Origin of the sequence: Sporichthya sp., from assembly GCF_013815995.1 — a bacterium.
Lineage (GTDB): Bacteria > Actinomycetota > Actinomycetes > Sporichthyales > Sporichthyaceae > Sporichthya.
The window spans coordinates 1-2,448 of the sequence record NZ_JACDFE010000371.1 but is presented as its reverse complement, the minus strand read 5'-3'; the positions used below and the strand labels follow the sequence as shown (position 1 = coordinate 2,448).

The window sequence follows — 2,448 nt, the reverse complement described above, 5'->3', positions numbered from 1 at the left end:
GAGCCGAGGGTGGCGCACGCGGCCCGGTAGGCGGCGGCCAGCCCGCAGGCCTCCGCGTCGCCGCCGGTCGCGTGCCAGGCCTCGAATCGGGACGCCAGGGCACCGAGCACGACGGCCAGCAACGTGGTCCGGTCCAGGTCATCGCCCCCGGCCCGGGCCAGGGAGGAGGCGCCCTCGATCTCCGGCGACCCGGTGACGTTGAGACCGATCCCGACCACGGCCATCGGTCCCGACGGGGCGTCGATCCGCTCGATCAGGATCCCGGCGACCTTGCCGCCGGCGCCGTCGAGCACGTCGTTCGGCCACTTCAGTCGAAGGCCGCGGATGGCGTCGGTCATCGCGACCCCGGCCAGCAGCGGCAGCCAGGCCCACCGCTCGGCGGGCACCCGTGCGGGCCGGACCAGCACCGAGAACGTGAGCGCCTCCCCCGGCGCGGCGGTCCAGCTGCGGTCCAGGCGGCCCCGGCCCGCGCTCTGGTGCTCAGCCAGCACGACGTAGCCGGGCCCGGCGCGGCCGTCGAGCGCGGCGGCCCGGACGTCGGCGTTGGTGGAGCCCGTCTCCTCGACCAGGACCAGTTCCCACGGCCCAGGGGGCAGCGCGGCGCGTACCAGAGCCTCGTCCAGTGGGGTGCTCACGGGCTCAGCCTAGAGCCGCGGAGGGGCCCCAATAGGGTGACGCGCATGGCTGAACCTGCACTGGAGACCGAGCTCTTGCCGCCGTCTCCGCCTGAGACCCACGACGTCGACATCCACACCACCGCCGGCAAGATCGCCGAGCTCGCGGTCCGCGAGGAAGAGGCGATCCACGCCGCCTCCGCCCGCGCCGTGGAGAAGCAGCACGCCAAGGGCAAGATGACCGCCCGCGAGCGGATCGACGCCCTGCTCGATGAGGGCTCCTTCGTCGAGATGGACGAGTTCGCCCGGCACCGCTCGACCGCGTTCGGGCTGGAGAAGAACCGCCCCTACGGCGACGGCGTGGTAACCGGCTACGGCACCATCGACGGCCGCCAGGTCTGCGTGTTCAGCCAGGACTTCGCCATCTTCGGCGGCTCCCTCGGCGAGGTGTACGGCGAGAAGATCGTCAAGGTCATGGACCTGGCGATCAAGACCGGCTGCCCGATCATCGGCATCAACGAAGGCGCCGGAGCCCGCATCCAGGAGGGCGTGGTCTCCCTCGGCCTGTACGGAGAGATCTTCAAGCGGAACGTGCACGCCTCGGGCGTGGTCCCGCAGATCTCGCTGATCATGGGCACCTGCGCCGGCGGGCACGTCTACTCACCCGCGATCACCGACTTCGTCGTGATGGTGGACAAGACCTCCCACATGTTCATCACCGGCCCGGAGGTCATCAAGTCCGTCACCGGTGAAGAGGTGGGCTTCGAGGAACTCGGCGGCGCCCGGACGCACAACACCAAGAGCGGCAACGCGCACTACATGGGTGCGGACGAACCCGACGCCCTGGAGTACGTCAAGGCGCTGCTGTCCTACCTGCCGAGCAACAACCTCTCGGACGCGCCGAGCTACGACGCGGGCACCGACCTGGAGATCAACGACGAGGACCTCGCCCTCGACACGATCATCCCGGACTCCGCGAACACCCCCTACGACATGCACAAGGTCATCGAGAAGGTCCTCGACGACGGGGAGTTCCTCGAGGTCCAGCCGATGTTCGCGCCGAACATCCTCGTCGGCTTCGGCCGGGTCGACGGGCACAGCGTCGGCGTCGTGGCCAACCAGCCGATGCAGTTCGCCGGGTGCCTGGACATCGACGCCTCAGAGAAGGCGGCACGCTTCGTCCGCACCTGCGACGCGTTCAACGTGCCGATCCTGACCTTCGTCGACGTGCCCGGCTTCCTGCCCGGTACCAACCAGGAGTGGGACGGCATCATCCGCCGCGGCGCGAAGCTGATCTACGCCTACGTCGAGGCGACGGTTCCGAAGGTCACCGTGATCACCCGCAAGGCCTACGGCGGCGCGTACGACGTGATGGGCTCCAAGCACCTCGGCGCCGACCTGAACTTCGCCTGGCCCACCTCGCAGATCGCGGTGATGGGCGCCCAGGGCGCGGTGAACATCCTGTACCGCAAGGAACTGGCCGAGTGCGCCGATCCGGACGCCCGCCGCAAGGAGCTGGTCACCGAGTACGAGGACACCCTGGCCAACCCGTACATCGCGGCCAGCCGCGGCTACGTGGACGCGGTGATCAAGCCCTCCGCCACCCGCTCGCAGGTGGTCAAGGCGCTCCGCGCGCTGCGCGGCAAGCGCGAGACCCTGCCGCCCAAGAAGCACGGGAACATCCCGCTGTGAGTTCGGAAGAACCGCAACGCCCGCTGCTGCGCGTCGTCCGCGGCGAGCCCGACGACGCCGAGCTCGCCGCGCTGATCGCGGTCGTCTCGGCCCGGGCCGCGGCGACGGCCGACGCCCCGGAGCCGGAGCCGAACGCCTGGAC

General features: G+C 70.3%; 3 protein-coding genes. 2 read left to right on the top strand and 1 reads right to left on the bottom strand.

Annotated features, from left to right (window positions below; translation table 11 throughout):
* Positions 1-635, bottom strand: a 635-nt coding sequence (locus tag H0X00_RS23395) for a biotin--[acetyl-CoA-carboxylase] ligase (RefSeq protein WP_293775228.1), incomplete at its 3' end; no start/stop codon positions are given.
* A gap of 45 nt (positions 636-680) precedes the next feature.
* Between H0X00_RS23395 and H0X00_RS23390 the strand changes: the two genes are divergently transcribed.
* Both H0X00_RS23390 and H0X00_RS23385 read left to right on the top strand, forming a co-directional pair.
* Positions 681-2,306: an acyl-CoA carboxylase subunit beta gene (locus tag H0X00_RS23390; RefSeq protein WP_293775226.1), complete on the top strand. Its 1,626-nt coding sequence runs from the start codon at positions 681-683 to the stop codon at positions 2,304-2,306.
* On the top strand, positions 2,303-2,448 hold a 146-nt coding region (locus tag H0X00_RS23385; protein WP_293775230.1), incomplete at its 3' end, for an acyl-CoA carboxylase subunit epsilon. The genes H0X00_RS23390 and H0X00_RS23385, both read left to right, overlap by 4 nt.

Coding starts and splice junctions, on each gene's coding strand:
- H0X00_RS23390 (WP_293775226.1), top strand. CDS start 681: ATGGCTGAACCTGCACTGGAGACCGAGCTCTTGCCGCCGTCTCCGCCT.